At 69.5% G+C, this 26,250-nt stretch carries 24 protein-coding genes and 1 pseudogene; 11 read left to right on the top strand and 14 right to left on the bottom strand.

Annotation, left to right across the window (positions count from 1 at the left end):
• Nucleotides 1-82: 82 nt before the first annotated feature.
• The 5 genes from ACQP1V_RS28385 (at nt 83) to ACQP1V_RS28365 (ending at nt 6,751) form a co-directional block, all read left to right on the top strand.
• The gene (locus tag ACQP1V_RS28385) at nt 83-610 is read left to right on the top strand and encodes a (2Fe-2S)-binding protein (protein WP_433413120.1); all 528 of its coding nucleotides are present in this window, start codon (nt 83-85) and stop codon (nt 608-610) included.
• Nucleotides 603-1,592 (top strand): FAD binding domain-containing protein, encoded by a 990-nt coding sequence (locus ACQP1V_RS28380; protein ID WP_433413119.1) that lies wholly within the window; start codon nt 603-605, stop codon nt 1,590-1,592. The genes ACQP1V_RS28385 and ACQP1V_RS28380 overlap by 8 nt, the downstream gene beginning before the upstream one ends.
• Nucleotides 1,589-3,793: a xanthine dehydrogenase family protein molybdopterin-binding subunit gene (locus ACQP1V_RS28375; RefSeq protein WP_433413118.1), complete on the top strand. Its 2,205-nt coding sequence runs from the start codon at nt 1,589-1,591 to the stop codon at nt 3,791-3,793. The genes ACQP1V_RS28380 and ACQP1V_RS28375 overlap by 4 nt, the downstream gene beginning before the upstream one ends.
• 204 nt (nt 3,794-3,997) lie before the next feature.
• Nucleotides 3,998-5,452 carry a transposase gene (locus ACQP1V_RS28370; RefSeq protein WP_433411367.1) on the top strand — a complete coding sequence of 485 codons (1,455 nt, stop codon included), beginning with the start codon at nt 3,998-4,000 and terminating at the stop codon, nt 5,450-5,452.
• A 387-nt stretch (nt 5,453-5,839) separates the two neighbouring features.
• Nucleotides 5,840-6,751 carry an AraC family transcriptional regulator N-terminal domain-containing protein gene (locus ACQP1V_RS28365; RefSeq protein ID WP_433413117.1) on the top strand — a complete coding sequence of 304 codons (912 nt, stop codon included), beginning with the start codon at nt 5,840-5,842 and terminating at the stop codon, nt 6,749-6,751.
• Here ACQP1V_RS28365 and ACQP1V_RS28360 read toward each other — a convergent pair.
• Genes ACQP1V_RS28360 through ACQP1V_RS28330 form a run of 7 tightly spaced genes read right to left on the bottom strand, consistent with a single transcriptional unit; the run spans nt 6,705 to nt 12,640 of the window.
• Nucleotides 6,705-8,762: a xanthine dehydrogenase family protein molybdopterin-binding subunit gene (locus tag ACQP1V_RS28360; RefSeq protein ID WP_433413116.1), complete on the bottom strand. Its 2,058-nt coding sequence runs from the start codon at nt 8,760-8,762 to the stop codon at nt 6,705-6,707. The genes ACQP1V_RS28365 and ACQP1V_RS28360 overlap by 47 nt on opposite strands.
• Nucleotides 8,759-9,718: an FAD binding domain-containing protein gene (locus ACQP1V_RS28355; RefSeq protein WP_433413115.1), complete on the bottom strand. Its 960-nt coding sequence runs from the start codon at nt 9,716-9,718 to the stop codon at nt 8,759-8,761. Before ACQP1V_RS28355 ends, ACQP1V_RS28360 begins: the two co-directional genes overlap by 4 nt.
• Nucleotides 9,715-10,257, bottom strand: coding sequence for a (2Fe-2S)-binding protein (locus ACQP1V_RS28350; RefSeq protein WP_433413114.1), 543 nt, complete (start codon nt 10,255-10,257; stop codon nt 9,715-9,717). Before ACQP1V_RS28350 ends, ACQP1V_RS28355 begins: the two co-directional genes overlap by 4 nt.
• A gap of 19 nt (nt 10,258-10,276) precedes the next feature.
• Nucleotides 10,277-11,494, bottom strand: coding sequence for a low temperature requirement protein A (locus ACQP1V_RS28345; RefSeq protein ID WP_433413113.1), 1,218 nt, complete (start codon nt 11,492-11,494; stop codon nt 10,277-10,279).
• A gap of 11 nt (nt 11,495-11,505) precedes the next feature.
• On the bottom strand, nt 11,506-12,117 hold the full coding sequence (locus ACQP1V_RS28340; RefSeq protein WP_433413112.1) for a class I SAM-dependent methyltransferase: 612 nt from the start codon (nt 12,115-12,117) through the stop codon (nt 11,506-11,508).
• Nucleotides 12,114-12,320 (bottom strand): hypothetical protein, encoded by a 207-nt coding sequence (locus ACQP1V_RS28335; protein ID WP_433413111.1) that lies wholly within the window; start codon nt 12,318-12,320, stop codon nt 12,114-12,116. The genes ACQP1V_RS28340 and ACQP1V_RS28335 overlap by 4 nt, the downstream gene beginning before the upstream one ends.
• A gap of 14 nt (nt 12,321-12,334) precedes the next feature.
• A complete protein-coding gene (locus tag ACQP1V_RS28330; protein WP_433413110.1) occupies nt 12,335-12,640 on the bottom strand; it encodes a putative quinol monooxygenase in 306 nt (101 codons plus the stop codon).
• A gap of 176 nt (nt 12,641-12,816) precedes the next feature.
• On the opposite strand from ACQP1V_RS28330, the gene ACQP1V_RS28325 reads away from it, so the two are divergent.
• Nucleotides 12,817-13,380: a ferritin-like domain-containing protein gene (locus ACQP1V_RS28325; protein ID WP_433413109.1), complete on the top strand. Its 564-nt coding sequence runs from the start codon at nt 12,817-12,819 to the stop codon at nt 13,378-13,380.
• On the opposite strand, the gene ACQP1V_RS28320 is transcribed toward ACQP1V_RS28325, so the two are convergent.
• The 3 genes and pseudogenes from ACQP1V_RS28320 to ACQP1V_RS28310 all read right to left on the bottom strand — a co-directional run bounded on the left by ACQP1V_RS28320 (nt 13,340) and on the right by ACQP1V_RS28310 (nt 18,242).
• The gene (locus ACQP1V_RS28320; protein WP_433413108.1) at nt 13,340-16,099 is read right to left on the bottom strand and encodes an AAA family ATPase; all 2,760 of its coding nucleotides are present in this window, start codon (nt 16,097-16,099) and stop codon (nt 13,340-13,342) included. The two genes, ACQP1V_RS28325 and ACQP1V_RS28320, sit on opposite strands and share 41 nt — an antisense overlap.
• Nucleotides 16,100-16,314: 215 nt before the next feature.
• Nucleotides 16,315-16,704: pseudogene (locus ACQP1V_RS28315) on the bottom strand (transposase); the annotation flags it as partial.
• A gap of 695 nt (nt 16,705-17,399) precedes the next feature.
• On the bottom strand, nt 17,400-18,242 hold the full coding sequence (locus ACQP1V_RS28310) for a class I SAM-dependent methyltransferase (protein ID WP_433413107.1): 843 nt from the start codon (nt 18,240-18,242) through the stop codon (nt 17,400-17,402).
• A gap of 86 nt (nt 18,243-18,328) precedes the next feature.
• Here ACQP1V_RS28310 and ACQP1V_RS28305 point away from each other — a divergent pair, with 86 nt between their 5' ends.
• Nucleotides 18,329-19,006, top strand: coding sequence for a winged helix-turn-helix transcriptional regulator (locus ACQP1V_RS28305; RefSeq protein WP_433413106.1), 678 nt, complete (start codon nt 18,329-18,331; stop codon nt 19,004-19,006).
• Between the two features lie 78 nt (nt 19,007-19,084).
• Entirely contained in the window at nt 19,085-19,432 is a 348-nt protein-coding gene (locus ACQP1V_RS28300) for a transposase (protein WP_433425967.1), read from the top strand.
• 81 nt (nt 19,433-19,513) lie between these two features.
• Here the strand turns inward: ACQP1V_RS28300 and ACQP1V_RS28295 are convergent, their stop codons facing one another.
• The 3 genes from ACQP1V_RS28295 to ACQP1V_RS28285 all read right to left on the bottom strand — a co-directional run bounded on the left by ACQP1V_RS28295 (nt 19,514) and on the right by ACQP1V_RS28285 (nt 22,837).
• Entirely contained in the window at nt 19,514-20,119 is a 606-nt protein-coding gene (locus ACQP1V_RS28295; protein WP_387415564.1) for a class I SAM-dependent methyltransferase, read from the bottom strand.
• A gap of 436 nt (nt 20,120-20,555) precedes the next feature.
• Nucleotides 20,556-22,298 carry an N-acetyltransferase family protein gene (locus tag ACQP1V_RS28290; protein WP_433413105.1) on the bottom strand — a complete coding sequence of 581 codons (1,743 nt, stop codon included), beginning with the start codon at nt 22,296-22,298 and terminating at the stop codon, nt 20,556-20,558.
• Nucleotides 22,295-22,837 (bottom strand): NADAR family protein, encoded by a 543-nt coding sequence (locus tag ACQP1V_RS28285; RefSeq protein WP_433425965.1) that lies wholly within the window; start codon nt 22,835-22,837, stop codon nt 22,295-22,297. Before ACQP1V_RS28285 ends, ACQP1V_RS28290 begins: the two co-directional genes overlap by 4 nt.
• A gap of 711 nt (nt 22,838-23,548) precedes the next feature.
• Here ACQP1V_RS28285 and ACQP1V_RS28280 point away from each other — a divergent pair.
• From ACQP1V_RS28280 to ACQP1V_RS28270, 3 genes are read left to right on the top strand one after another with little or no spacing between them, the layout of a single operon-like run.
• Nucleotides 23,549-24,202, top strand: coding sequence for a winged helix-turn-helix domain-containing protein (locus tag ACQP1V_RS28280; protein WP_387415558.1), 654 nt, complete (start codon nt 23,549-23,551; stop codon nt 24,200-24,202).
• A 1-nt stretch (nt 24,203) separates the two neighbouring features.
• Nucleotides 24,204-24,365, top strand: coding sequence for a hypothetical protein (locus ACQP1V_RS28275; protein WP_433413104.1), 162 nt, complete (start codon nt 24,204-24,206; stop codon nt 24,363-24,365).
• Between the two features lie 18 nt (nt 24,366-24,383).
• Entirely contained in the window at nt 24,384-24,920 is a 537-nt protein-coding gene (locus ACQP1V_RS28270; protein ID WP_387415556.1) for a dihydrofolate reductase family protein, read from the top strand.
• A 300-nt stretch (nt 24,921-25,220) separates the two neighbouring features.
• Here ACQP1V_RS28270 and ACQP1V_RS28265 read toward each other — a convergent pair whose 3' ends face one another.
• On the bottom strand, nt 25,221-25,916 hold the full coding sequence (locus tag ACQP1V_RS28265) for an epimerase (RefSeq protein ID WP_433413103.1): 696 nt from the start codon (nt 25,914-25,916) through the stop codon (nt 25,221-25,223).
• Nucleotides 25,917-26,250 lie beyond the last annotated feature (334 nt).

Raw genomic sequence — 26,250 nt, 5'->3', positions numbered from 1 at the left:
CCCACGGGGCGGAGCGTATCGTTGACAGGTGAGACCTCCCCCCGCGAGGCCGCGGCTCTTGTTGTGCCGGAAACGAGGGGTTATGGCTCATGACACGACTCACCGGAGTCCCGCGCCGACGATCGCGCGGGTCGCGGTGACCTTGACCGTAAACGGCGTCGATCATCGGCTCGACTTGGACTCCCGCGTGACCCTGCTGGACGCCTTGCGCGACGGGCTGGGGCTGACCGGCACCAAGAAGGGCTGCGACCAGGGCGCCTGCGGCGCGTGCACCGTGATGGCGGACGGCAAGCGGGTCCTGTCCTGCCTGACATTGGCCGCGCAGTGCGAGGGCCGGGCGATCACCACCGTCGAAGGCCTCGCGGCCGACGGCGTCCTGCATCCGGTGCAGGAGGCGTTCGTCCGTCACGACGCCTTCCAGTGCGGCTACTGCACCTCCGGGCAGATCATGTCGGCGGTGTGCCTGCTGGCGGAGGGGCGCGCGGGTTCGGCTGCGGAGATCCGCGAGTTCATGAGCGGCAACCTGTGCCGGTGCGGCGCCTACCCCAACATCGTCAAGGCGATCCGCGAGGTCCGCGACCGGATGGGGGCGGGTGGCCGAGATGCGTGAGTTCGAGTACGTCAGGGCGGACGAGGTGGGCCAGGCCGTGGCGACGGTGACTGCGGATCCCGGCGCGTCCTATCTGGCCGGCGGCACGACTCAGATCGACCTGATGAAGGACGGCGTCCTGGAGCCGGACCGGCTGGTCGACATCACTCGGTTGCCGCTCGCCGGCGTCGCGCGCGACGGCGACGTGCTGCGTGTGGGGGCGCTGACCACGATGGAGGAGCTGGCCGCCGACCCCACGGTGACCGTGCGCCTGCCGTTCCTGCGTGAGGCGCTGCTGCTGGGTGCGTCCGTCCAGCTGCGGAACATGGCGACGATCGGCGGGAACCTGTTGCAGCGCACCCGCTGCCGCTATTTCCGCGACCCCACCGTCCCCGCGTGCAACAAGCGGCACCGTGGTTCCGGGTGCGCCGCGGTGCGGGGGGCCGCCAGGATGCACGCGATCCTGGGCGCGAGCGAGCACTGCATCGCCGTGCACGCCTCGGACATGGCGGTGCCGCTCGTGGCGCTGCACGCGGTCGTGCACCTGCGCGGGACGGGCGGGGAGCGCTCGGTCCCGCTGACGGAGTTCTACCGCGTGCCGGGGGACACGCCCGACGTGGAGAACGTGCTCACCCACGGTGAGCTGATCACCGCTGTGGACATCCCGCTGCTCCCGCCGGACGCGCACTCCACATACCTCAAGATCCGCGACCGGGTCTCCTACGAGTTCGCGCTCACCTCCGCCGCGGTGGTCCTGCGGTTCGACGGCGGCGTGATCGGCGAGGCACACGTCGCCCTGGGCGGCGTTGGGACGATTCCCTGGCACGCGCCCGAGGCCGAGCAGGCCCTGCGGGGGCTGCCCCCGAGCCTGGAGGTCTTCACCGCGGCGGCCGAGGCCGCCGTCCGGGACCCGTTCACCGTGGAGGGCACCGCCTTCAAGGTCGAGCTGGCCAAGCGCACCCTGGTGCGCGCCCTGCGAACCGCCGCCGAAGGTGCGTCATGACGATCGTCGAGCAGATCGATCTGGTCGGCGAGGGAGTGGACAGGGTCGACGGTCCCTTGAAGGTCACCGGCGCCGCGCACTACCCCAACGACTTCAGCTTCCCCGATCTGGCGCACGCCGCGCTCGTGCGCAGCACCGTGGCCGCCGGGCGGATCAGCCGGCTCGACACGAGCGCTGCTCAGGCCTCGCCCGGCGTGCTGGCGGTCATCACCCACCAGAACGCGCCCTCGCTGGGGCGTGCGCCCGACAATATCCTGTCGGCCCCGCCGCCGCCGTTGCAGGGGGATCGGATCCTGCACTACGGCCAGTACGTGGCCGTGGTGGTGGCGGGCACCGCCGAGGAGGCGACGGCCGCGGCCCGTCGGGTCGAGGCGGAGTACGAGGCGACCGAGCCGGTCCTCGACTTCCACGACCCCAGGGCGGAGGTGCTCACCGACCCGTTCGAGTTGGACTCCAGTCGCGGCGACGCCGGGACCGCTCTGGCCTCGGCCGAGGTGACGTTCGAGGCGACGTACACCACCGTCGACAACACCAACAACCCGCTGGGCCTCTTCACCACCGTGGCCGCCTGGGACGGCGAGGCCCTCACCGTCCACGACGCCACGCAGTGGCCCGTCCTCCTGCGTACGGCGCTCGCGCGGGTGTTCGACATCCCGGAGAGCGGCGTGCGGGTGCTGGTCCCGTTCGTCGGCGGCGGCTTCGGGGCGGGGCTGCGTGTGTGGCCGCATGTCATGCTGGCGGCGCTGGCCGCGCGCACGGTGGGCCGGCCTGTCAAGCTCGTGCTGACCCGCCCGGAGATGTTCACCGGCGTCGGTCACCGCACGGCCACGGAGCAACGCCTCAAGATCGGCGCCGGCCGTGACGGACGACTGGTCGCGATCGACCACGAGAGCACCTCGACGCTGCAGATGGAGGGGGACAACTTCGAACCGTGCGCCTCCGGCACGGCTTACGCCTACGCCTGTCCCAACGTCTCCACGCGTGACCGGCAGGTCCGGCTGAACGTCACATGGTGCAACTCGATGCGCGCGCCCGGCGAGGCGCAGGGAAACTTCGCGCTGGAGTCGGCCATGGACGAGTTGTCGTACGAGCTCGGCATCGACCCGCTCGATCTGCGGCTGCGCAACTACGCCGAGAGCCACCCGCAACTCGGCCTCCCGTGGTCGAGCAAGGCCCTGCGCGAGTGCTACGAGGTCGGCGCCGAGCGGTTCGGCTGGTCGCGCCGCCTACCCGAGCCCCGCTCGATGCGCGACGGCGACTGGCTGATCGGGTACGGCCTGGCCGGCGTCTCGTTCTTCTGGTTCCAGAAGCCGTGCGAGGCGACCGCGACGCTGCGCAGGGACGGGACGGCTCTGGTGCGCAGCGCGGTGACCGACATCGGAACCGGCACCTACACGGTGATGGCCCAGCTGTCGGCCGAGCTGCTCGGGCTGGACCTGCCGCGCGTCACCTTCGAGCTCGGCGACACCGACCTGCCGCCGGGGGCCGTGGCGGGCGGCTCGGGCCTGACGGCCAGCCTCGGCAGCGCGATCCACGCCGCCTGCCGCAATCTCGTGCAGGAATTCCTGGACATCGTCCGCGACGATCCCACCTCGCCGCTGGCGGGGTGCGCCGTCGACGAGGTCAGCATCGGCCGCGGTCGCATCCACCGGACGGGATCGCCCGAGCGCGGCGAGGCATACACCGACATCCTCGTCGCGCACGGGCTGACGGAGCTCAGCGCCTACGGCGCCAGCACCCCGGCCGACTCGCGGGAGCTGGGCCTGGCGCCCGCGGGACCCTTCGGCGCGAAGTTCGTGGAGGTGCGGGTCGACCCGGATCTCGGACTGCTGCGGGTGGCCAGGGTCGTCTCGGTGATCGACGCAGGCCGCATCCTGAACGAGAAGACAGCCACCAGCCAGATCATCGGCGGTACGGTCGGCGGCATCGGCATGGCCATGTTCGAGGAGACGGTCACCGATCCGGGATCCGGGCGCATCGCCAACGCCACCTTCGGCGACTATCTGATCCCGGTCAACGCCGACATCCCCGACATGCAGGTGAGCTTCGTCGGCCGGCCCGACAGGTTCAACCCCGTCGGGGTCAAAGGCGTCGGCGAGATCGGCCTCGTCGGTATGGGTGCCGCCATCGCCAACGCGGTCCACCACGCCACCGGCAGGCGCATCCGCTCGCTGCCCATCACGATCGACAAGCTCTTCTGATAGGACGCCCTTAGCTTGCGATTTAAGCAGGTCCGGGTGTTGGTGCGGTCTGGGGTGGATAGCGCCCGATAGCAGGACTATCGCGACATAGCGGGATGCACCGGAATGTGACCGTTGTGGTACGGCGTGTCGCACCCAGGAGAGCGGCCACCATCTCCATCTTCGGTGTTGTCGAGACGCCGGAGACCCGAGAGGTGGCCGCAGATGCTCACTATCGCATCGGTGCGCGAGGTGACGGAGCACATCGGCGCATCCAGTCGGTCACATCTTCGTTCCCTGATCGATTTCCGGGCCGGCCTCCACCGGCTCTTATGGCGCCGGGCGGACGCGTTGTTCGAGCTCACCGACGCGATGCTGTGCGCTCAGGGGCCGGTGCGCTCGCCGGTGGAGTTGTCGATGGAGCCGGAGTTCCGCCGCGGGCACGGCTCGGTCTATGCCGCTTTGGATCAGGGCCGGATCGACACGGGCGGGCTGCGGCGCCTGCTGCTCGGGGTGTCTGCCGCGGCCCGGCCGGGCGAGCCGTTGATGTTCGCGCTGGACGTCACGCCGGACGCGCGACCCGACGCCGAATACGCCGATGAGCGGGTGATGGTGCAGGTTCGCGGCAAGGGCGGGGACAAGTTCCTGCCCGGCTGGCCCTACAGCCTGCTGGTGGGCGTGCAGTGGGGAGACTCCTCCTGGGTGGACCCGATCGAGGCGCGCCGGCTGCGGCCGGGCGAAGAACACACCGATGTCACCATCGAGCAGATCACCGGCCTGCTGGCCGACCTGGAGGCGACCGGCCGGCTCACCGCAGGCGATCCGCCACCGCTGATCATGCTGGACGCCGGGAACTACGCCACCGACATCACCCACGCCCTGGCCGGCCGGCACGTTCAGATCCTGGTCCGGCTGCGCGCCACCCGCGTCTTCTACGCCGACCCCGAACCCCGCCGACCCGGCGAAATGGGCGCGGGTAAGCGTCACGGCCGGGAGTTCTCCTGCTCGGATGCGGCCAAGCGGCACGCCCCGGACATCGACTTGACCGCAGGCTCGGTCCGGTACGGCACCGTGACGGTGCGCGCCTGGAAGGGCCTACATCAAAAGCTCACCCGCACCGGCCGCTGGGCCGGCCACTCCGCCGATGAGCGGCTGCCCATCGTGCGCGGCACCGTCCTGCAGATAGTCGTGGACCGGCTGCCCGACGGCCGCAGACCCACCAAAGATCTCTGGCTGTGGCACGCCGGGCCCGTCGAGGTCGACCCGGATCTGGTGGATCTGTTGTGGAAGGCCTACCTGCGTCGCTTCGACCAAGAGCATTTTCACCGGTTCGCCAAGGTCTACCTGGGCATGGCCCGCGCCCATCTGGCCTCGGCGCAGGCCACCGATCGCTGGATGCATCTGATCATGGCCGCCTACGCCCAACTTCGGCTGGCCAGTCCGCACGTCGATGATCTGCGCCGTCCCTGGCATCCACGCCCCGAACGGGGAAAGCCGCTCAGCCCGTACCGGGTCCGCCTCGGGTTTCGCCGTCTCCGCGCAAAACTCGGGACACCCACCGACTCACCGAAACTCACCCGACCCGGCCCCGGACGTCCCAAAGGATCAAGGAACCGGCCGAAGGACAAGCGTCCGCCTTACCGAAAGACCGTAACGACCGACAACGAACACCGAGAGTGACGTTAAATCGCAAGCTTAGGACTCCCAACAAAAGTGGTGGGCTTGACCTGGTCAGAGGTCGGTGTCGTGCACGAGGCCGCCGGGTAGCGGGACGCGGTCGGCCGCGTAATCGCAAGCGATAAACCTGGCGACGTCGGCGATCATCCCCGGGATACTGGTCGCCCATGGATGAGGTCGAAGTCGTCGTCGCCCATTCCGAGCGCGCGACTCTGCGCGTCGGTGACGTGTTCTTGAAGGTGGACGCCGATCAGGCGCGCATCGACGTCGAGGTCGAGGCGATGTCCCTCGCGCCGGTCCCGACCCCGGAGGTCGCACGACGCGCGTCACGGCCGCATCGGCTTCCGGCCCGGTTGTCGCCGGACCTCGCGCGGTGTTTGGATGGGGATCATGGCCCTCGACGAGCTGCGCGACCTCCTCATCCGCCATGCTCGACCCGATCTCAGAACGCCCATCGAGGATGTCCTGATCTTCAAGGCCGAGCGCCCCCAGCCCCCGACCCCGACGACCTACGGCAAAGTGCTGGCGGTCGTCGCCCAGGGCACGAAACGGTTCGCGCTGGGCGACCGCCTGTACGAGTACCGAGAGGGGCAGTATCTCGTCGCTTCGGTCGACCTGCCGGTGACCGCCCATTTCGCGAAGGCCGGCCTTGAACAACCTGGGCTTGGGGTCGGGATGACCCTGCATCCGGCGGCCATCGCGGAGGTGCTGCTGCAGGCGGATCCAGACGATCTGCCGGATCTCGGTGACGACGCGCCGCCCGGCCTGGCGGTCAGCACCGCCTCCGCCGAGCTCCTCGACGCCGTCGTCCGCCTGCTTCGCCTGCTCGACCGGCCCGGCGACATCACCGTCCTCGCGCCGCTCATCAAACGGGAGATCCTCTGGCGGCTGATCACCAGCGATCAGGGCGCGATCGTGCGCCAGTTCGGGCTTCCCGACAGCAGCCTCAGCCACGTCGCCCGCGCGGTGCAGTGGATCCGCGACCACTACGCGCAGCCTTTCGGTGTCGAGGATGTGGCCAAACTGGCGGGGATGAGCGTCTCGGCCTTCCACCGCAATTTCCATGCCGCCACCGCGATGAGCCCGATCCAGTTCCAGAAGCAGATCCGCCTCCAGCAGGCGCGGCTCCAGCTCGCCGCGGCCCCGGGTGACATCGCCGCCGTCAGCCGTCGCGTCGGCTACACCAGCCCGTCACAGTTCAGCCGCGAGTACCGTCGCCAGTTCGGCGCGCCACCGAGCCAGGACGCCAAGCGCCTCACTCCAGCACGCGATCAAGACGGATCGGCAGGGATCTCTGCCTGACCCCGGTAGCGTGCCAGACGGCGTTCGCGATCGCGGCGGCCGTACCGACGTTGCCGATCTCGCCGGCGCCCTTGACGCCCATGGGGATGCCGGGCTCGTGGTCGGGCACGAAGTCGGCTTCGATGTCGGGCACGTCGGCGTGCGCGGCGATGTGGTAGCCGGCGAAGTCCGCGTTGACGTGCCGGCCGGAAACCGGATCGCGTAAGCCCTCTTCGTGCAACGCCATGGAGAGTCCGCCGATCATCCCGCCGACGACCTGGCTGCGGGCCATGAGCGGGTTGACCACGCGGCCTACGGCGAACATCCCGAGCAACCGGCGCACGCGCACCTCGCCCGTCATGGGATCGACGGTCACCTCGGCGAACACGGCGCTGAAGGAATGCCGTTCCCTGGCCGACAACCCGCCGAGCGACCGCGTGGTGTCGGCCGTGACCGTCCCGCGGCACTCCTGGCCGCGCAGCTTCTCCGCGGCCTCGATGATCGCCCAGCCCCAGGACGTGGTCCCCCGGGAACCGCCCGCGCCCCACGCGGGACCGAGGCCGCTGTCGGAGATCCTTAGCCGGATCCGTTCCGTGCCGACCGCCAGCGCGTCGGCGGCGATCGCGGTCAGCGCGGTGCGCGCGCCGGTGCCGAGGTCGGTCGCGCCGATGGCCACCGTGAAGGTCCCGTCCGCCTCGGCGGTGATCGTGGCCGAGGAGGGGAAGGCCCCGGCACTGAAGGACGTGGCGGCCAGCCCGGTGCCGACCAGCAGAGCTCCCTCCCGCCCCACCCGCGGCCGGTGATCACGCGTGTCCCAGCCGAACCTGCGGGCGCCTTCGAGCAGGCACGCGACCAGGTTGCGGCTGCTGAACGGCAGTCCCGACACGGGACCGGCCACCGGCTCGTTGCGAAGCCGCAGTTCGAGCGGATCCATGCCCAGCCGCTCCGCCAGCTCGTCCATGGCGGATTCGAGGGCGAACGACCCGGGCGCGGCGCCCGGTCCCCGCATCGAGTACGGCGGCAAGATGTCCAGTGGGACAGCGCTGAGCCGGGTACGGATCGCGCGCGCCGCGTAGAGCGTCTTGGTGAGCTCGGTGCATCCCTCGAGGTACTCCACCAGCGGCGAGATCTCGAACGCCGCTTCGTGGTGGATCGCCCGCAGCCGGCCGTCCGCGTCGGCGCCGATCCGGATCCGCTGATCGATCGCGGGCCGCATCGCGGTCGCCAGGAACACCTGGGCGCGGGTGAGCGTGACCCGTACGGGCCGGCCGAACAGCCGCGCGGCCATCGCGGCCAGGATCAGCTGTGGACCGCAGAGTCCCTTGGAGCCGAAGCCGCCCCCGACGTGCTCGGTGCGGACGCGCACCAGATCCGGGCTCAACGAGAACAGCGTGGCCAGGGTGACGGCTATGGAGAACGGCCCCTGGTTGGAGTCGATCGCCTCCAGCCGCTCTCCCTCCCACCACGCGGTCGCCGAGTGCGGCTCCATGGCGCTGCAGTGCTCCTCGGGAGTGCAGTACCGTTCCTCGACCACCACCGCGGACACGGTGAGCTCCGCCTCCACGTCACCGACGTTCACGGGCTCGTCGAAGATCGCCAGCGCCGGACGGCTCGCCGGGTGATCGGCGGTGAAGTCCGTGTCATGCGGCTCCTCGTCGTAGGTCACCGGTAGCGCCTCGGCTGCCGCCTGGGCCTGTTCGAATGTCTCGGCCACGACGAGCGCGACGGGCCGGCCGGCGAAGGGGATCACCTCGTCCTGCAAGAGCTGCAGCTGGCCGTCCGGGCCGAAGAAGCCCCCCGCCTTCGGGTTGAGGCGAGGCGCGTTCCTGTGGTCAATCACGCCGAGCACGCCGGGCATGTCGTGGACGGCGGAGACGTCGATGTCGCGGATTCGGCCGCGGGACACGGTGGCCAGGACGACCACGCCGGAGGCCAGATCCGGCATCGGCACGTCACCGGCGTAGCGGGCTGCGCCAGTGACCTTGGCCCGGCCCTCGATCCGCGGCTGCGCGACCCCGACTGCGTTCTTCATGGCTGGAGCTCCTTCAGCACGGTCTCGATGAGATTGCCGGCCAGCCTCACCTTGTAGCCGTTGCCGGGCAGCGGTTCGGCGGCAGCCAGTTCGGCATCCGCGGCGGCCCGGAAAGCCTCGGCCGTGAGGGGAGCGTCCAGCAGGAAAGCCTCTGCGGTTCTGGCGCGCCACGGCCGCGAGGCGACCCCGCCGAGAGCGATCCGCACCGAGCCTTCGTGCAGGTCAAGCCCCGCTGCGATGGAAACGGTGGCGAAGGCGTAGGACGCGCGCTCGCGGACCTTCCGGTAGCGCGACCGTGGGGACACCGCGCTACCCGGCAGGACCACCGCGGTGATCAATGCTCCCGGCGGCAGCGCCGTCTCGCGGTGCGGCGTGTCCCCGACGGGCGGGTAGAACTCCGCCAGCGGGATCTCGCCGGGGCCGTCGAGCATCTCGTAGCGCACGACCGCGTCGAACGCCAGCATCGCGACCGCCATGTCAGAGGGATGGGTGGCCACGCAGCTCCGGGTCCAGCCGAGGATGGCGTGGTTGTGGTGCTCCCCGGCGATCGCGGGACACCCGGTGCCGGGGACTCGCTTGTTGCACACCTGCGCGGCGAAGTAGGCGCACCGGGTCCGCTGCAGCAGGTTGCCGCCCACCGTGGCCATGTTGCGAAGCTGGCCGGACGCGCCGGCCAGCACCGCCTGGCTCAGCGCCGGATAGCGCCGCCGTACCTCGGGATGGGCGGCGAGGTCGCTGTTGGTCGTCGTGGCGCCGATGACCAGCCCGCCGTCCGGCGCCTCGCTGACGCCGGCGAGCGGCAACCGCCGTACATCGACCAGTCTCGTGGGAGCCTCCACCCCCGCCTTCATCAGATCGACGAGATTGGTGCCGCCGCCCAGGTATCGGGCACCGCCGTCGGCTGCGATCAGCGCGTCACGGACGTCCGTCGCACGCTCGTAGGCGAACTCCTTCATCCCGCGGTCTCCTCCTGGGCAGCCGTCTCCAGCACGGCGCGGACGATGGACGGGTAAGCGCCGCAGCGGCACAGGTTGCCGCTCATCCGCTCACGCACCTCCGCCGCGTCCAGTACCGGCGCCGGGCCGTCCGGGGACACGTCGGCGGTGGCCGCGCTGGGCCAGCCCGCCGCGTGCTCGGCCAGCATCCCGACCGCCGAGCAGAGCTGCCCGGACGTGCAATATCCACACTGGAAGCCGTCGAGCCTGATGAACGCCCGCTGAAGCGGCAGCAGTCCGCCGTCACCGGCCAGTCCCTCGGCGGTTGTGATCTCGGCGCCCTCGGCGGTCACCGCCAACGTCAGGCAGGAGACCACCCGCCTGCCGTCGAGGAGCACGGTGCACGCGCCGCACTGGCCGTGGTCGCAGCCCTTCTTGGGTCCGGTGTGGCCGATGTCCTCGCGCAACGCGTCCAGCAGCGTCGTGCGATTGTCGACGCTCAACCGGTGCGGCACGCCGTTGACCTGGAGCGAAATCACGCTGCGGTGATGGTTCGTCATCGTCCTTCCTCCCTCGGGGCTACGTAATCAGTCCTGCGGCGGGCGGACGATCCCCGAAGCTCGCGCGTCCTTGCCCATTCCTGCTCGCATGGCGGCCCCTCTCGACGGCGATCAGAGCGGCCAGGATGGCCACCACGCCGGCCAGCCCGGCCAGCGGCGGGAGGAGCACGGCGGCCGGCGCGGCGGCAAGGACGGCGCAGGCCGCGGCCAGCCGCCGGCGGCCGAGCGTGCGCTGCATCCGGAGCCTGAACAGCAGATGTCCGACGAGGTAGAGCGCGACACCGCCATGGAGCGCGAGTGCGGAGAACACGCCCAAGGGCTCACCCTCGCCGGCGTGCGCGACCACGCCCTCGACGCCCAGCGCGGTGAGCAGGATCCCGGCGATGATGGGGAAGTGCCCGTAGGTGTAGGCCTCGACGGCCAGGATGACCTGCTCCTCGCCACGTACGCCGCTGAGCCTGCGCTCTGCCGCGCCTGCCACCACATCGAAGTAGAGCCACCACAGGCACACCGCGACGGCGATGCCGAGGATGGCCGCGAGCAGCAGCGCCGCGCTGACGGGCTGTCCCGCGGCGCCGGCACCGACGGCGATGACCGACTCGCCGATGGCCAGGATCAGGAACAACCCGTGCCGCTCGGTCATGTGCGCCGGGCTGCGCAGCCGCCAGTGACCGTTCCTGGCCGTGAGATAGATGCCCACCCAGTCCACCGCCAGGGCGACGGCGAACAGCAGCACCTGCGTCCAGCTCCCCAGCAACGTCCCGGACACCAGGAGCGCCGCGCTCGCCGTCATGGGCAACCAGGTGATGGCGATCTGACGCCGCAGCCCGGTGTCACCGTTCGCGGCCACGGCGAAGACCATGAGATGCACCCAGCGAACCACCAGGTAGGCGCCCACCAGCACGAGGGCGCCCGGCCCATCGGCCCACGCCTCCGGGATGGTCAGACCGACCACGAATATCGCGGCCATCGCGACGACCATCCCGCCCCGCAGCAGACCCCCGTCTGCCCGGGAATGGTTGCCCAGCCAGGTGTAGCCGGACCAGGTGCCCCACAGCAGCGCCAGCATCAGCAGGCCCCGGAACACGCCGTCGGCATCGCGCTCGCGTGCCATGGATCCGGTGAGCTGCGTGATCGCGAAGACGTAGACGAGGTCGAAGAACAACTCGAAGGGCGTCGCTCGGTGGTCCTCGCCGGCCGATCGTACGGTCGGCAGGGCCATCTGCCGCAGAGCCATGATCGACCTCTCTAATCGAAGGCCAAGGCCGGGACACGAGGCCTCCGGCAGAAGTAGACGAACGCGGGCGGCACGTTGGCCCACACCGTCCGGCTGACCACGACCTCCTCGAACAGCCCGCCCAGGGACCGCCGTAGCCGCCGGGCAGGCGGAGCCCACCGCGTGTGCGCGTACGCGAACGTGGTGAACGCGCCGTGCGGGGCGAGCGCGCCGGTGAGGGCATCGAGCAGGTCGTGCTGTCGGCTCGCGGCGAACGCCGCCCAGGGCAGTCCGCTCACGATCACGTCCGCGCGGTGGTGGCCGCGCTCCGCGAGCACCTCGCGAAGATCCCGGGCGTCGGCCACTGCGACGTCGATCTGGGAATAGCGGCCGGCGAGGCGCCGCGCGAACCGCTCGTTGATCTCGATGGCCAGGTGATGGCCACGGCCGCCGAGCCGGCGCTGGATCGCCGCCGTGAACGCACCCGTGCCCGGACCGACCTCGACGACCAGCGGGTCACCGTCACGCGGCACTGGCGCGGTGATCAGGTCGGCCAGCGGCTCGCCGCTCGGCGCGACCGCGCCGACGGTGAAGGGGGCGCGCGCGAACTCGTGCAGGAACGCGGCGCGGTCGTGGGCGCTCACCGGACGGCCCCGGGCGATGACCGCAGCACCCGGGCGAGCCAGTCGTTCCTGGTACGGCGGGCCGTGACCGAGATCCGAGCCTCGGGCACCTCCCCGCGACCGATGACCGATCTCCAGCCGAACTCGTTCATCTCGCGGGTCCAGACACCGGGCTCGCCGGAGTACTGGCGGCTGGAGGTGGTGATGTTGCGGTGATCGAGCATGGGCGTCTCCTCGTTCACAGGGCGGCCTTGCCGCCGACGGGGATCTCGTCGACGTACTGCGCCTCTCCGGCCAGCAGCGGCTGCAGGGCTGCGACGAACGCCTTGGCCCGCTCGTTCGCGAAGAACCTGCCGTGGGCCTCCTGACTGACCCAGCCCTCGGTGACGTAAACGGTGTCCGGATCGCCGGCCGAGCGGCCGACCAGGAAGACGACGCAGTCCTCATTCGGCAGGGATGGTGCGTCGAGCAGGGCCGCGACCAGGTCGTCGCCCCTGCCCGGCTGCGCGGTCATGGCGGCATGGAAGCCGTGGCTGATGGTCATGGGGTTACTCCTCACTGGTGGAGCTCGTCGCAGCCCACTGTGGGCGCCGCTCGGCCGTGCCACATCAGTCATCCGACTCCCGCCTTGAGCGCCCACGGCGGCCGGTGACTTAACCGCTGATGCAGTTAGGTCATTTGACAGATGCGCGGCTCGGGCGCGTGTCCGACCATCGACACGTGACGAGTCCTCCAGAGCCGCCGGCCGTCCTGCGCATGCGGGAGGTCCGGGACCGGGCGCTGTTCGACCTGGACGACGGTGCGGTCACACCGTCGAACCGGGCCGAGCTGAAAGCGGTCGCTGACCTGCTGAACGTGTTACTGGCCAGCATGGTCGTGTCCTCGTTGCAGTACGAGCAGCACGCGCTGCTCGCCCGCGGGCCTTTGCACCGGACGGTCGTGGAGTTCCTCTACGGCTGTGCCGACCGTGACCGCGCCGGCGCGCGGCTGCTCGCGACCCGCATCGCCCAGCTCGGGTTCACCGCAGATCACGACCCACGGCACCTGCCCGCGCGGTCGCGCATCACCTTCCAGACGTTCCAGGACGGCGATCTCACCGGCATCGTGACGCAGGACCTCGTGGGGGCGCGGATCCTCATCCAGTCGTTGCAGGAGGCGGTGCGCTGGGTCGGGGTCGACGACCCCACCACCCGGCGCCTGCTGGAGCGGCTGCTGGAGGACAAGGAGGCGCAGGCCGACGAACTCAGCGCGGGGCTTCGGAATCCGGGGAGAGCGCATCCCTGAGCCCCGCGCGAGAGGTGACGCCGAGCTTGGGAAAGATGCGGTACAGGTGCGCACCTACCGTCCGGTGCGAGAGGTAGAGCCGCTCCGCGATCTGTTTGTTGGTCAGACCGCTCGCCGCCAGCTCGGCGATCTGCAACTCCTGCGCGGTCAGGGCGACCGGGCCGCCTGGCGATGTCTCGGCCGTCCGGTGTCCCGCGGCGCGCAGCTCGCTCTGCGCACGCTCGACCCAGGGCCCGGCGGCCATCGCGGCGAAGCCGTCGCACGCGACGAGAAGATGCCGGCGCGCCTGCGACGCCGATCTGCCACGACGCAGCCTCTCGCCGAGGACGAGCCGGACGCGGGAGGCGTCCCACAGCCACCGTTCCGCCACGTGGCCCCACAACAGCGACTCCAGCCGCGCCTTCGTCTCATCGTCATCGAACACGAGAAACTCCGCCGCCGCCTGGATCAGCGTCATGCGGGTCGATAATGCGGCCACGTCGGCGGCCCGCATCGCCTCGACGTGCGCCCTGGCTTCGACCATCCGCCCGGTCCGCACCGCCGCCTCGACGAGGTCGAGCATGACCCACATGCAGTGAGGCACATATGAGGCGAGAGCGCCGGGCGGGCTCATCGCGGCCGCGTGGTGGAAGGCGGCGCCGAAATCTCCCTGTCCCAGCGCTGCGAGGGTGCGCGGATGCTGGGCGAAGAGGGCCGCAGCCGTCACACCACGCGGGAGCGCCCAGTGGGTGATCTCGTCAGCGAGCGCGTACGCCTCCTCGAAGCGTCCCCGTCCGGCGGCGAGGATCGCCCTGTTGTACAGGAAATACCACGCGAAGAAGGAGAAGCCGCTGGTGTCACAGACCTGCTGTCCCTCACGAGCGAGTTCCTCGGCCTCGTCCCATCGGCCGACGAGGTAGTCGTCCAGGCACAGGTGCATGAGGGCACCAAGGTGCCGGCGGGGCGCTCCTCCCTCCCGTCCCTGCTGGACCAGCCGCCACGAGGACTCGCGGCAATCACCCAGCCGATCCAGATAGACCGAGGCCGTGCCGACCCGCACGATCCGCGTGGGGTCGGTCTCGTCCGCGAGAGTGTCGAGGATGACCTGGCTGCTCGCCAACGCCGCCGCCCCCGTGCGGACCGGGTCAGGAAAGGTCCTGCTCGCCAGCGACAGTACGTCGGGCGGTCGTGGCTCCAGCCTCTCCAACGCCCGATAGAACGGCTCCCAGTACTCCGGGGCGCTGCCGTACCAGGACAGCAGCATCAACGTGTGCATGGCCTCGACGAGCGCGGGATCCTCGGCCCGGTAGCCGTGCTCCGCGGTCTCGATGGCACCGACCAGGAGCCGGTGAGCGGTGGCGACGTCGCCGTCCCCGTTGAGCATCAGGAATGCGGCCGCGTTGGCCGCGTGGAGCGAGCCGGTGGAATCCGGAGCCGCCCGCCGCGCATCGGTCAGGAGCGTCTTCGCGTCGTCGATGGCTCCGCTCGCCTCGGCGCCGATGTACGCGGCTTCGGAGAGCCGACGCCCCCGATCGGCGCTCGTCACGCTCAGCTCGGCCGCGCGGATCAGCGCGGCGACCGCGGCGAACGCGTCACCGCGAAGCATGATGCGATGCGCTGAGTCCTCAAGCAGAGCCGCCACCGTCTCGTCCGGGCCGACGGCGGCCGCGGCGAGGTGCCACGCGCGACGTTCCTGGTCACCCGTCAGGGCACCGGCGAGGGCGACATGCGCGCTCCGGCGCTCTTCGTGCGTGGACCCCGCCACGATCGCCGACCGGATCAGTGGGTGCCGGAACGCGATCCGCGCCGTGGCGTCGTCCACGCGTACGAGCTGTGCCCGCTCGGCGGGGGCGAGGTCGGCCAGCCCGGCCTCATCCGCCAGGGCGGCCCTGAGCACCCGGACGTCGCCGGTGCCCTCGAACGTGGCCAGCAGGAGCATTCTCCTGGTCGATTCCGGCAGGTCAGCGATCCGCGCGGCGAACATCGCCTGGAGCCGATCGCTGAGCGGGACCACCTCGGAGTGCGCCACCGCGGGATGCGGCGCGCCCAGCAACGTCGAAGGCAGTTCCGTCAATGCCAGCGGATTGCCCTGTGCGAGGTCGAGCAGCCGTTTCCTGATCCGCACCGGCATATCTGGGAAGTTGACGTCGACCAGCTGCCCTGCCGCTTCTCGATCCAGTGGCTGAACGGCCACCTCGGTCAACCCTCGCGGCGCCGAGGAGCTCACCGCGCCCGTCCTGGCGGAGATCAGCAGCGCAGCCCGGACGCCCTGCAGACGGCGGGCGACGAATCCCAGCACGACGGCACTGGCCCGGTCGATCCATTGGACGTCGTCCACGAGAAGGGCGAGCGGCGCCTCAGCGGCGACCCCCTTGACGAGCAGGAGGGCGGTGTTGCAGACCAGGAGCGCGTCAGTGGGCGCGCCGGCGCCGAATCCCAGCGCCACCGACAATGCCTCCCGGAGCTCCGGCGGCAGGCGCCGGATGTCGGCTTCGACCGGCAGGAGCAGCTGATTGAGGCAGGAGTAACTGACGTCGGCTTCGAACTCGGACCCGGACGCTCGCAGCACGCGCATCCCCGCCGTGACGGCCAGCTCGGCCGCGGCGGCCAGGAGAGCGGACTTGCCGATACCGGGGTCCCCCCACAGCAGCCGCGCGTCGCCATGCCGCCGAGCCGCGTCGAGAAAGCCGGACAGCTGTTCGAGCTCGGCATGGCGGCCGAAGAGTGCGTTGCTGGCCACGGATACCTCACGGCGTCGGTCAGTGCCTCACCAGCTCCGGATGAAGACTGCTGCGATCATAGCCATCACACGATCACCCTCAAGGTCTGCTTCCGCCTCTCTCCTCAGGAAGGCGAGATTGGGCAAGGGATCGCGACCATCGAGCAAGTCCCCCCGCCTCACCGCCCATGGGCAGACGTGTCCGGAGTGCAACTAGGGCGCGTATTCAATTGTGATCAAGGGATGGTCCTGGTGAGGTCTCTGATCCAGATCATCGCGGCGCGAAGGTGGAGGCCGGCGAGGTAGCTCTCAGGGGTCTTGTCATAGCGGGTGGCGATGCCTCGCCAGGCCTTCAGCTTGTTGATCAGGCGCTCGACGGTGTTCCGCTCCTTGTAGAGGTCGGCGTCGTGGCTGACGGGCCGACCGCCCTTGCTGCCCTTCTTCCTCCGGTTGGCAGCATGGTCCTTCTTTTCCGGGATGACAGCCTGAATGCGGCGTTTCCGCAGGTAGGCGCGGCTGCCGCGGGACGAGTAGGCCTTGTCCCCGGCAACCGCGTCGGGCCGGGTGCGGGGACGACCGACGGGCCCCCGGACTCGTATCTTCTTGAACACGGGGATGAACACGGGCGGCCTCGTACACGGGGAGCGCGGCAGGCGTCAGTTCTTCTAGGGCGGCGAGGTCGGCTCCCGCGCGGACCAGGGCCCGCGCGGTGCCCGCGGGATTGGGGTTCTCGTCGTTGACGTTGTGCTGGAGCACGATCAGGTCATGTGCCGTCCCCCGGCCCGCGGGCAGCACGAGCCTGCCGAACAGGGCGATCCAGACCGCCGCGAGCTGCGCCGTGGCCACCGTCGCGGTGGTCGAGCGGCGTAGCGTCGCCAGGCAGAGCAGCACGGGGACGGCCAGGCCGAGCCAGGGGAGGAAGGTCTCCAGAAGGCTGCCGAGGTTGCCCACGGTGTTCGGCACGGCGGCGTGGAACAGCAGCAGCCCGGCGACCAGCACGGAAAACGATGCGAGGATCCGCCCCCGGGTCCATCGCGTGCGGCCTTTCGCGTCCGTGCCGCAGCGCCATCGGTCGATGCGATGACGTCGCCCCTCGGCGGCCACAACCCTCCCCTGCCTCGCTGCCGATGCGGCGTGACCGGACAGCGAAGTCACACACTGATATCGCGCCGGACATAGTGATGTCCACAAGACCGGGGCAACATCAAGTCTCGGAGTCCTCCGCCTTCGTGGTGTCTCGGTGGAGGAGCTGGTCGCCGACGTGCGTGAGCTGTTGATTAACCCACGCGGTGACCTTGGGACGAGCTGAGCGCCTCTTCGGCTACCCCTCGGTCTTGCGTGCGGTGAGCAGCAGGTACTCCCAGGCCATGGAGGTGGTGCCGGTGTCGTGAGTGTGGCGATGGGCGAGGGCGGCCAGGTCATGGTCCAGAGCGGTGACACGGTCGGGATCGTTCGCGATGGCGCGGTAAGCGGCGACGGTCGGGCCGTAGTTGGATTTGAAGTAGTCGCGGAATGCCTCGGGTGTCGTGAACCTGTCGATCTGCACGGTCCGTCGATCGGCCGTGACATCGGTGATCTGGTCGCCGAAGAGCGCGCGGACGTGTTCCGGGCGCCCCCACAGGGGCGGAGGCTGCGTACCGGGCGGCGGCGGGGACGCGTAGGGCTTCATCGCCGCGAACATCTGCCCGATGAACCCCTCCGGCGTCCAGTTGAGCAGGCCGATTGTGCCGCCTGGGCGGCAGACGCGGAGCATCTCGTCAGCGGCGGCCTGATGGTGCGGGGCGAACATGATCCCGACGCAGGAGAGCACAGTGTCGAACTCACCGTTGGCGAACGGCAGTGCCTCGGCGTCAGCCTGGCGCCACTCCAGCTCCACGCCGTGCTCAGCCGATGATCGGCGTCCGGCCTCCAGCAGTTCCGGCGTCAGGTCGCAGGCGACGACCTCCGCGCCAGCCGCAGCCGCCGGGATCGCGGCGTTACCCGTTCCGGCCGCGATGTCCAGCACCCGGTCGCCGGGCCGTACGTCGCATGCCTGCACCAGGGTCGCGCCCAGATTAGGGATGATCTCCGAGGCCACGGCCGGGTAGTCACCCAGCGCCCACATCGCCCGGTGCCTCGCCTTCAAGGCGCGGTCGGTCTCCGCCGCGCTGATCACATTGCTCATGAAACGAGACTAGGTTCCGGCGAAATCGCCTCCTAGTACAACATCTGTACTGGAAGGCGCCGGGGGCGGGGCTTACGCTGCAATCCATGGGCTCCTCCTACTACCAGTTCTGCCCCGTCGCAAAGGCGATGGAGATGCTCGACGAGCGCTGGACGCTGCTCGTCGTGCGTGAACTGCTGTCCGGGAGCCAGCATTTCAACGAGCTGCGCCGTGGTGTGCCGAGAATGTCCCCCTCGCTGCTGTCCAAGCGGATGCAGCAACTGGTGCGCGCCGGCATCGTGGAGAGAGCGGCGGATGGCAACGAAGTACGGTACGTCCTTACCCCGGCCGGCGAGGAGCTGCGGCCGGTCGTCGAGGCGCTCGGCGTCTGGGGCACCCGATGGATCGGCGACCTCGGCGATATGGACTTGGACCCGAAACTGCTGCTGTGGGACATGCACCGACGCATCGACCACGCCGTCGTCCCGGTCGGCCGGACCGTGGTGCTGTTCAGCTTCCCGGACGTGCACCCGCGCGCTCGCGACTGGTGGCTGGTGATCACATCCGGCGAAGCCGACGTCTGTGACGTGGACCCCGGCTATACCGTGGCGGTCACGGTGACCGCCAGCCTGCGCCATATGGTCGCGGTCTGGCGCGGTGATCTCAGCTGGCGCGACGCCGTGGGTTCCGGCGTGGTCGACGTACATGGCCCCGAGGCGCTCCGTCGGCAACTGCCCCGTTGGTTCACATTCTCTGAGTTCGCCTCAGTGCCTCGACCCACCTGATCGAAGCGGGGCCCAAACACCCCTGCGGACGAGTGACGCGGCCAGCACTCCGCGTTCGGCCGTTCGGGCGGCTCGCCCATCCTGGCCGCGTGGAACGCCAAGGAAGACCTGCTTGACCTGCTCGCGCTGGCGCGCACCCATGCTGACCGCACCATCATCGCCGAGCGGCTGTTCCGCTTCTACGACCGCTGCGCCGCCTCCGGCCTGCCCGAACTCGAACGACTCGCGAGCACGGTCCAGACCTGGTGGCTCGCAATTCTTGCGTTCATCCAGACCGGCATCACCAACGCGGGCTCTGAAGGGACCAACCGTCTGATCAAGACAGTTGCCCGTGACGCGTACGGTTTCCGCAATCCCGAGAACCAGCGGTTACGCACCCGCTGCGCTACCACCCGACGAAGCCGCGGATTCCTTGATCCCGCTTAACTTCGAAGAGCCGGCATGACGGTAGGCAGGCGCAAGCTGCTCCTCCACGCAGTCCCCGCTCCTCCGCCCTCAGCCGCTGCGTCAGGCAGGGCGGAGGAGAGCAACCAGGAAGCTCGAGTCGTCCCCGAACGGGCGCAGGTCCCAGGTGGACAGCAGCAGGTCGGGTTCGAGCGCGCTGGCTGCCGCATCCGCAAAGAACTCGCTGAACTCGTAGCCGCGGCCGGCGCCGAAGCCGATCGCGGCCCGGCCCTCCGGCGCGAGGTGCGCACGGAACCGTCTCAGCACCTCACGACGGGTGCTCGGCGCGAGGAACGTCATCACGTTCCCGGCGCAGACGATGGCATCGAACGGCGTGGTGATGCCCTGCGCAGGAAGGTCGAGTTCGGCCAGGTCGCCGACCATCCAGCGCGGCCCGGGGTGGTCCTGCTCGGCGGCCTCGATCAGAGCCGGGTCGACATCGACGCCCACGACGTCGTGGCCGGCCTCGGCCAACATGCCGCCGACCCGGCCGGATCCGCAGCCGGCGTCGAGGATTCGGGCGCGGCGCGGCACCATGGCGTCCACGAGGCGGGCCTCCCCGGCGAGGTCGTCACCAGCGCGAGACATGGAACGGAAGCGCTCAATGAACCAGGTGGAGTGATCGGGGTCGGCCGCGACCTTCTGCATCCAGATGCTCTGTTCAACCATGCCTGCATTCTCCCGGAGCGGAGGGGGCGATTGGCGACCGCCGAACGGATGCCACTGCCTGCTCAATACTCGTGAGCGACCGTCCAGCCAGGAGATTTCGACACCTACGAGTCCGAGTTCACACGACTTATCGCGTGGGAAGGAGTCCGGGAAATCTCCAAGGAGGGGGCGACCCTCCGCCCTCGGTCGTAGCGAGAAATTCCTACGGGACCAGCGACGCGCTCACCGCGCCAGGAACCAGGCCCACGAGTGATGGCCCGTTGGGTTCGACGAACGGGGTCGTACGGGTCTTGGCCCTGGATGGACAGACCCCACGAACGAAGGGGCTGTCCAGCGCCAACGGCTCTGGGTCTCTCTTCCGGCTCTGTCACAGGTATTGGGTGGTGACGAGAGGGCCCTGCGGCGTCGCAGTGAGCCGTGCATGGTCTTTCCCAGTTCATGAGGGTGGTGTTTGCGGGATTGTCGCCGCTGCTCGTGGAGGCTGTGGCCGACGAAGGCGAGTGGATCCGGGTACGGGCGCGGATCCAGCAGAGGTTGCGGCGGCGCGCATGGCGGTGACGAGCAGGCGTCCGGGATAGTCGGCCAGCCGGGGGAAATCCCACCGGTGGTAGCAGGACCAGTAGCTGGCCACGCGCTGGTCGATGAGGGCGAGGAGTCCGGGGTTGTCGGCGAGGAAGCGCCCGAAGGCGCGGTGGGCCGGGGAGTCCGCGATGTTGAGGTCGCCGAGCGAGGTCTGGATGTCGGTCACGATCTCAACGACGTACTCCCCGATCAGGTACACGATGTAGGGGAGAACCCATGGCTCGAGCGAGCCGATGATCTGCCGGAGGTGGCGACGGCGGACGTAGCCGTCGTGGTGGCGGGTGTAGATGCAGTGCAGGATCGTCCGGCGGAGCGGCGAAAGACCGCCGAGCGCCTCGGGGGCGGGTTCGGGGTTGTAGATCCGTGCCGGGATGGTGAGGCTGTCGTCGCCCACGATCGCGCGGAAGGAGGCAGAAGGGGTGTGCCTGGCGGTAGGGAGGGCGTTGACCACGGCGGTGACATCGTGTGCGAGCACGTCAGGGAAGGCGCAGGTGAGACTCTCGTTGAGCTCGGACGGCTCCACCTGCCGGGGTTCGTCGATGCCCCGCCACCGGTAGCGGGCGTCGGGCAGGTTCTCCTCGTTGTCGCTGCCGTCCCCCTCCTCCATCAGAGTGAAGCGGCGGCGCTCGTAGAAGCGGCGGGCGCCGGTGTTCTGCTGGAACACGCACAGGCCGAGCCCACCCGGTCGAGCCTTCTTGGTCTCGTCCAGCAGCGCGGTGCCGATGCCGCTTCCCTGGGCGTCGGGCGTGACGTACAGGTGCTCCAGCAGGTCGTCGCGCAGGGCGGCGAAACCCGCGACCCGTCCGTGTAGCTCGGCGATCCATACCACGGATGCCGGAAGCATGACGTCGCTGACCCAGGCCCGGGTCTGCTCGTCGGAACGCAGGTGAGGCAGGCCGGTCATCTGGGCGCGGGCGGCGAGGAAGACCTCGGCGATGTGAGCGGCATCGCCCGCCCATGAGAGGCGGATCAGCGGCAGGGCGTCATGCGCGATCAGTTCCGCCATCTTTCGCAATCGAAAGAAACCAGAGGAGACGGGGAAGCTGAGGCGAAGCCCCCGAAGGTCGGCCAGGCAGTCCCGCAGCAGGCGCCGGTGGTCGGGGTGCAGGTTCCCTTTGCGTTGTAGGTAGGTCCAGATCACGCCTGCGATGGAGGTATCCAGTTCCACCAGGCCACCCTTCGGGGCCGGCGGGACGTCGGGGAACGGCAGGCGCGTGTGCTCGTCCCACAGCGCTGTGACGGTCCGCAGCGTCGCCTCGTGCGCGTCCGGGCCCGGCCAGTGGCAGCCGTATCGGTAGCGAATCTCCTCCTCCATTACCGTACGGCTGTGCCGTTGTTTCTTGTCCGCGCCGCGGCGGCACGCGAACTCGGCCAGCTCCGCCTGCCGGGCCTTCCGGCTGACCTCCAATACGTCCAGGGCGCAGATGAGCGCGGCCTCGTCGGTGCGGACGTTGCCGGCGCGACCGGTGATGTAGGCCCATGTGGCGTTGAACCCCAGCGGCATATACCGCTCGACCGCGCAGCGCAGCGCGGAATACCGCGCGCCGTACGGAAGATTCCGGTCACGTACGCGCCGGGCGTAGGTGCCGAAGCTCATGCCCCCGTCTCCAGCGCGCCGCGGGTCGCCATCAGCGCGAATCCGAGCAGGTTGAGGCCCTGCCAGGCGGCGGGGGAGGCGGCGCGGTCGTCGTCGGCGGCAAGGCCGATGCCCCAGATACGGTCGTTCGGGCTGGCCTCGACCAGGACCCGGTTCCTGGTGGACAGCAGGTAACGCCGTAGCTCGGGGTGCTGGCCGAACTTGGCGGTGTTGCCGCGCACGACGACGTCGAAACGGTGGGCGTTCCAGACCCGCTGATCGAAGCCGCGTACGGCCCGGCCGAGCGTCTTGGCCTCACCCGGGTGGCCGGCCGTGAGGATTCGTTCGGCGGTTGGGGCGTCGCTGAACAGCCAGGCCTTGTGCGCCATCATGTAGTGCTCAGCGGAGGCGAAGCTGCGGCCGTTCTCGGTGAAGGTGACCGGCCACCATTGCGACAGGCAGCCGGGACCGACGCCGCCGCCCCTGGGCGGGCGATGCCCCCAGAAATAGAGGTAAAGCAGGAGATGCCCGGTCCGTTCCGCGGCGATCGCCTCGTCCATGCTTTGCGGCAGGGAGAACTGCTCAGCCACCCCCACACCGTGCCATAGCCGGTTCCACCCTCGCCATCGACTTATCGACGCCGTCGAGCCGGGCGCCGATATGGCCGCCCAGGCCGGTTCAGGCACGAAAGCCGGGGAACATCACGGCCTCCAAGAAACCCGGCGCAGTTCACCGCCGCCTGGTCCGACAGTGGTGGACGTACCCGAACCGGCCAGGCCGCCCGAGGACGAGCAAGGAGATCCGGGACCTGGTGGCGCGGTTGGCGTGGGAGAACCCGGCTTGGGGATACCGCAGGGTGCACGGTGGACTCGTCCGACTCGGCTACCAGGTCAGCGAAGCGACTGTGCGGCGGATCCTGCGGCGCCGGCGGTTCGGCCCGGCTCCCCGGAACATCGGGTCTAGGGCGCGTATTCAGTTGTGATCAAGGGATGCTCCCGCCCCTCGATCGTCCGAGCAGGGCAGCTCTCAGCCGGAGCCTGCGCCGGTCAGGCCCAGTCATTTCCCCCTCAAGATCGAAGAGCCCAGTTCGCCTGGGGTGTTCGCCGTGGCGGAGAGCGAGTGACTCGTCCAGCCATCGGCGTTGGGATGCGGTGAGCAGTCGCAGAACCGCAGTGAAGTCGATCGCGTTGCTCAGTCTGACAGAGGCAACCGCATAGGCCGACGGAGAATTTTGTCTTGACAAGAATAATTGTCGGTGAGAAGCTCTTGGCATGTGGGAAGTGGCGGTGATTGAGGACGCGGTGGCGGCCGGAGCCACGCTGGATCCGCTCCGGGCGCGGCTGTTGGCAGAGCTGGTCCGGCCTGGCTCGGCGAGCAGCCTGGCGGCCCGGGTCGGGCAGCCCCGGCAGAAGGTGAACTACCACCTCCGGGAGCTGGAGCGGCACGGCCTGCTCAAGCTGGTCGGGGAGCGGCGCAAGGGCAACATGACCGAGCGGGTGCTCCAGGCGACGGCGTCGTCGTACGTCATCTCGCCGGCGGCGCTGGCCGCGGTTGAGCCGGACCCGGCGCGGTCGCCGGACCGGCTCTCGGCGCGCTGGCTGCTGGCGGTGGGCGCGCGGCTGGTGCGCGACGTCGGCACCCTCATTACCGGGGCGACCAAGGCCGGCAAGCGGGTCGCGACCTACGCGCTAGACGGGGAGGTGCGGTTCGCCACGGCGCACGACCGTGCCGCCTTCGCGGAGGAGCTCACCAACGCGGTGACTGGACTGGTCGCCAAGTACCACGACGAGAAGGCGGCCGGCGGCCGGGCGCACCGGATCATCGTGGCAGTCCACCCGTCGATCCCCCAGACCGCAAGCGACGACACAAAGGCCACCGAGACAGCGGCCAGCGACCTACCGGCCGACGAGGGGAACGAGTCCTGACGTGGGCACCACTGGGAGCGGCGCGCCGAGGCGAACCGATGCGCTCTACCGCTTCATCCGGGGCTACTTCGGCTCGATCCTCCTGGGACACCACATCTTCACACAAGACAGCACCGACACCCCGCAGGCGTGGCGGACCTGGCTCAACGGCCTGCCCGCCTGACACCTAAGGAGCACTGACATGGGAAGCATCAAGTCCGGCCTGTTCATCTCGCTCGACGGCGTGACCGAGGCCCCGGACACGTGGCACTTCGGCTACTTCAACGAGGAGATGGGCAACGCGGTCGGCTCGCTCATGGGCGGCAATGACGCCATGCTGCTCGGCCGCCGTACGTACGACGAGTTCGCGGGCTACTGGCCGAACGCGGACGCCAACGACCCGATGACCAAGCAGATGAACGGCACCCAGAAGTACGTGGTGTCGAACACGCTGACCCAGTCCGACTGGGAGAACACCACAGTGGTCGGTGGCGACGACGTGTATGACCAGTTGCGCGCTCTTAAGGCCGATCAGAACCTGGGCATCACCGGCAGCGGGACGCTGGTGCGATCGCTGCTGGCGGAGGGGCTGCTTGACGAGCTGCACCTGTTGGTGCACCCCGTCGTGCTGGGCGCCGGCCAGCGGGTGTTCGAGGGTTCGGCCAAGGTCCCGCTGAAGCTGGTGAGCTCGGCGACGTTCAGCACAGGTGTGCTGCACCTGGTCTACGCGAACGAGTAACGAAGAGGACGCGAGCACGCGCCGAGGCCTTCCGGCGTACAGGCGGCGCTCGAACAGCACTCGGCGCGATGGCAAGACATCGGGAAGGGTGTGGCCGCGCCGCCACACCCACCCGTGGATCACGTGAACGCCCCGGGCGCGCGAGCCGTTGATCGCGGAACTCGCGGAGCCCCAGCCGTCTCGCGGGGTCAGCGTCAGCGTCTCCGTAGACGTGAGGATCGAGGAGCCGCAGTCGCTGGAGCGTTCGGCAGCAAGATCCGCCGGATCGTGGGTTTACGGCACCCGTGAAGCGGCGGTCGATCACCCTGTCTTCGTCGCGGCATCCCCGCTCCCGCCGCCCAGCCGGTTGATTTCCGGGCTGTACAGGATCCGCTGCTCGACCGCTCCGGGCCGGGTGACGGCGAGCATGGTGCGGCCGATGTGTTCGGTAGTTGTGGTGTGACGGGGAGCGAGGCGGTGCAGCAGGGGGTAGAGCCAGGAGGTGAGGGCGTAGAGCACCCGGTACGCCGGAGTCCTGGAGACTGCTCCGTGGCGGGGGTGGATATAGCCGGGGCGGAACATGTACGCGTCCATCGGCATGGCCAGCAGAGCGTTCTCGGTGCGGCCCTTGACGCGGGCCCACATGGTCCGGCCGCGTTCGCTGCTGTCGGTGCCCTCTCCTGAGACGTAGGTGAAGGTCAATCCGGGGTTGGACGCGGACACGGCACGCGCGGCAGCGAGGGTGCAGTCGTAGGTGATGCGGGTGTACTCCGCCTCGCTGCAACCGAATGATGAGATGCCGAGACAGTAGAAGCAGGCATCGAGACCGACCAGCTGCCCGGAGATGGCGGACAGGTCGGTGAAGTCCTGGTGGATGACTTCCCGCAGCTTGGGATGGCTGATGCCAAGCGGGCTGCGGACCACCACCAGCACACGCGTGACGGCCGGGTCGACGAGACAGGCGCGCAGTACGCCCTGTCCGATCATGCCGGACGCGCCGAAGATGACGACTTTCACGGGCAGACTCCAGGTAGAGGGTGAAGGTTCAGGTCCGCAACACCGCGGTGGCGGTCGCGACGACGGTGGCGCGCCGGCGCTCACGGTCAATGCTGGCGCCCACGGCGCGCGTGCGGAGCGTTGCTCAGGGAAAGCACGAGCATGAGGTCACGCAGTTCCCCAACGGGCAGCGCATCGGAGACGAGGCCGTCTTGAGCCCCGACCTCCAGGTAGCCGGGGCGCGTCGTCCAGTCCGCACCAGGGAACAGGACATCCGGGTTGTGGGCCCCGAACCCATCGGGGAGAAGAGTGATCGACGTTATCCCCGATGGCAATACGGGACCGAGTGCCCGAC

This window comes from Microtetraspora malaysiensis (assembly GCF_050947145.1).
GTDB classification, from domain to species: Bacteria; Actinomycetota; Actinomycetes; order Streptosporangiales; family Streptosporangiaceae; genus Microtetraspora_A; species Microtetraspora_A malaysiensis.
Note: the sequence above shows the minus strand (reverse complement) of the source record. Positions and strands in the feature narration are given on the sequence as shown.

Bases quoted from the DNA above. Each gene is read 5' to 3' on its own strand.
- ACQP1V_RS28385 (WP_433413120.1), top strand. From the start codon at position 83: ATGGCTCATGACACGACTCACCGGAGTCCCGCGCCGACGATCGCGCGG.
- ACQP1V_RS28380 (WP_433413119.1), top strand. From the start codon at position 603: ATGCGTGAGTTCGAGTACGTCAGGGCGGACGAGGTGGGCCAGGCCGTG.
- ACQP1V_RS28375 (WP_433413118.1), top strand. From the start codon at position 1,589: ATGACGATCGTCGAGCAGATCGATCTGGTCGGCGAGGGAGTGGACAGG.
- ACQP1V_RS28370 (WP_433411367.1), top strand. From the start codon at position 3,998: ATGCTCACTATCGCATCGGTGCGCGAGGTGACGGAGCACATCGGCGCA.
- ACQP1V_RS28365 (WP_433413117.1), top strand. From the start codon at position 5,840: ATGGCCCTCGACGAGCTGCGCGACCTCCTCATCCGCCATGCTCGACCC.
- ACQP1V_RS28360 (WP_433413116.1), bottom strand. From the start codon at position 8,762: ATGAAGAACGCAGTCGGGGTCGCGCAGCCGCGGATCGAGGGCCGGGCC.
- ACQP1V_RS28355 (WP_433413115.1), bottom strand. From the start codon at position 9,718: ATGAAGGAGTTCGCCTACGAGCGTGCGACGGACGTCCGTGACGCGCTG.
- ACQP1V_RS28350 (WP_433413114.1), bottom strand. From the start codon at position 10,257: ATGACGAACCATCACCGCAGCGTGATTTCGCTCCAGGTCAACGGCGTG.
- ACQP1V_RS28345 (WP_433413113.1), bottom strand. From the start codon at position 11,494: ATGGCTCTGCGGCAGATGGCCCTGCCGACCGTACGATCGGCCGGCGAG.
- ACQP1V_RS28335 (WP_433413111.1), bottom strand. From the start codon at position 12,320: ATGCTCGATCACCGCAACATCACCACCTCCAGCCGCCAGTACTCCGGC.
- ACQP1V_RS28330 (WP_433413110.1), bottom strand. From the start codon at position 12,640: ATGACCATCAGCCACGGCTTCCATGCCGCCATGACCGCGCAGCCGGGC.
- ACQP1V_RS28310 (WP_433413107.1), bottom strand. From the start codon at position 18,242: ATGAGCAATGTGATCAGCGCGGCGGAGACCGACCGCGCCTTGAAGGCG.
- ACQP1V_RS28305 (WP_433413106.1), top strand. From the start codon at position 18,329: ATGGGCTCCTCCTACTACCAGTTCTGCCCCGTCGCAAAGGCGATGGAG.
- ACQP1V_RS28295 (WP_387415564.1), bottom strand. From the start codon at position 20,119: ATGGTTGAACAGAGCATCTGGATGCAGAAGGTCGCGGCCGACCCCGAT.
- ACQP1V_RS28290 (WP_433413105.1), bottom strand. From the start codon at position 22,298: ATGAGCTTCGGCACCTACGCCCGGCGCGTACGTGACCGGAATCTTCCG.
- ACQP1V_RS28285 (WP_433425965.1), bottom strand. From the start codon at position 22,837: ATGGACGAGGCGATCGCCGCGGAACGGACCGGGCATCTCCTGCTTTAC.
- ACQP1V_RS28280 (WP_387415558.1), top strand. From the start codon at position 23,549: ATGTGGGAAGTGGCGGTGATTGAGGACGCGGTGGCGGCCGGAGCCACG.
- ACQP1V_RS28270 (WP_387415556.1), top strand. From the start codon at position 24,384: ATGGGAAGCATCAAGTCCGGCCTGTTCATCTCGCTCGACGGCGTGACC.